The sequence below is a fragment of the Streptococcus sp. 1032 genome (genome assembly GCF_013277015.1).
Lineage (GTDB): Bacteria > Bacillota > Bacilli > Lactobacillales > Streptococcaceae > Streptococcus.
Map to the genome: position 1 here is coordinate 1 of NZ_VMMD01000033.1, position 2,031 is coordinate 2,031.

At 34.9% G+C, this 2,031-nt stretch carries 3 protein-coding genes and 1 pseudogene; all 4 read left to right on the plus strand.

Annotated elements, in window-relative coordinates:
• Positions 1-806 (plus strand): annotated as a pseudogene (locus HT711_RS10680) (hypothetical protein); the annotation flags it as partial.
• Position 807: 1 nt separating this feature from the next.
• Positions 808-1,017 carry a hypothetical protein gene (locus HT711_RS10685; RefSeq protein WP_173214019.1) on the plus strand — a complete coding sequence of 70 codons (210 nt, stop codon included), beginning with the start codon at positions 808-810 and terminating at the stop codon, positions 1,015-1,017.
• Complete coding sequence (locus tag HT711_RS10690) at positions 1,014-1,427, plus strand: HD domain-containing protein (RefSeq protein ID WP_173214022.1); 414 nt, start codon at positions 1,014-1,016, stop codon at positions 1,425-1,427. The genes HT711_RS10685 and HT711_RS10690 overlap by 4 nt, the downstream gene beginning before the upstream one ends.
• A 42-nt stretch (positions 1,428-1,469) precedes the next feature.
• Positions 1,470-1,748 carry a hypothetical protein gene (locus tag HT711_RS10695; protein ID WP_173214024.1) on the plus strand — a complete coding sequence of 93 codons (279 nt, stop codon included), beginning with the start codon at positions 1,470-1,472 and terminating at the stop codon, positions 1,746-1,748.
• Positions 1,749-2,031 lie beyond the last annotated feature (283 nt).

Consider the following 2,031-nt stretch of genomic DNA (forward strand, 5'->3'; position numbering starts at 1 on the left):
CTATCAGACCTGCAGTCAAATCTGATAAGAAAGGCAAGACTGATAAGGCTGATAGAGCTGAAGAAGCAGAACAAATTAGTCCGTATCTCGATATATTGCTAAATAATGCACCTGTAAAAATGGCAAAAGAGAAACGCTCTCTGGATGAAATCTTTGCAGGTTGGGAGCGTGAAGGGGAAGCAGTTAAAGAAAAACTGTTTGCGAAAGACAGAGAAAAGGTGTATAATCAAGATACAAGGGAAACTAAAGCGAAATTTTATAGTGAGCAATTATTGTCCAAGATTTCGAAAGCCGAGCCGAAAATTACAAGCGATATGCAACGTATTGCTGGGGGAAATAAACTAGCCGGTCTTGAATTTAGGAAGAAAACAGTTGAGTCATTATCACGTAAAATTATTGCAGATAGCCTAGTTGAAAATATAAGTTTGTCAAAAGCTGTGAGTAAGATTAACGACGCCTTAAGGTACACAACTATTTTCGATTACGATACTTTTGCAGAAGAGTATTTGAAGATGAAACAGAAGCTCATCGCAGAAGGTTATAAAATTGTAAAAGTAAAAAACACTTGGCTAATAGATGGACCATATAAAGGTGTGAATACAGTCGTTGAAAAAGATGGTATCAACTTTGAAATGCAGTATCATACTCAGGAAAGTTTCGACTTAAAAAATGGTTCATTACATGAACTCTATGAGATGTATCGTGATACGAATACATCTGATCTAGAACGCATGAACTTATTCAAAGAAATGCTTGATTTAAGTAATGAACTTGAGATTCCTAAAAACATAGAGAGGGTGAAGTGATATGAAAGATATTAAATACTACCACACAACAACGAACAATCCTCAAGTACTTCGTTTAATCGATGGTGTCATGCAAGTTTTTGACATTGAAAAAAAGTGGATTGATAGCATTGACTGGTTTAATAAAATCTTTTTCAATGACTTCACGGATTTCGAAGAAATTTCAGAAAAGGATGCATTTGCTTATATTGGTAGGATGGTAGTGGCATGATTGATATTGCTTTAGCTATTGCTAAAAAAGCACATACAGGGCAGGTGGATAAAGCGGGTGTTGATTACATACAGCATCCTCTCTACGTGGCCAGTCAAGTCAAAACTGAACAAGAAAAAACTGTCGCTCTTTTGCATGATGTGATTGAGGATAGTGATGTAACTGCTGCCGATTTATTGGCGTCTGGTTTGTCAAATGAAGTTGTTACAGCAGTACAAATTTTGACAAAGAAAAAAGGTCAAAGTTATCAAGAATATCTTGAGAAAGTAAAATCAAATAATTTAGCAAGAGTTGTAAAACTTGCAGATTTGAAACACAACTCAGATTTATCACGTTTGAAATCTGTTACCAATACAGACTACGAGCGTGTTAAAAAATATAAAAATGCAATTTATTACTTAAGCACCTAGAGAAATCTAAGTGCTTTTCTTATGCTTAGAAAGGGTCGAGAAATGAAATACCGTAAAAAACCAGTAGTCATTGAGGCAGTTCAACTTAATGAACGTTGTTTGATTGAAGAAGATTGGTTTTGGGACGCAGTAACAAGGAATGAGATTATCATTCACGATAGTGGCAAGTGGAATAAAAATCCAGCATGGTGTGAGATTAAAACACTTGAGGGTGTCATGGTCGCAAAAACAGGCGACTATATTATCAAAGGCGTGCAAGGTGAATTTTATCCATGCAAACCTGACATTTTTAAAGAAACATACGAAAAAGTAGAGGAGTAAGATATGTTTATCTGGGATTTAGTATCAATTTTATTAGGTTGGATTATATTTTTTGCGTTAATTTTGTTCGTAATAATTAAATTATTTGAAGTGATTTCAACAATCATTTCAACTCTAAAAGTCGGAATTGAATACAGAAAGAAACTGAAACAACTGAAAAATAAATAACCTAACCGCATCGAAATCGAGGCGGTTTTCTTATGCCCTAACCGTATGGAATCCCGTACGGTTAAATTTATATGTTGGAGGTATTGCCTTGAGGAAGTATACAAAAATAGCACTA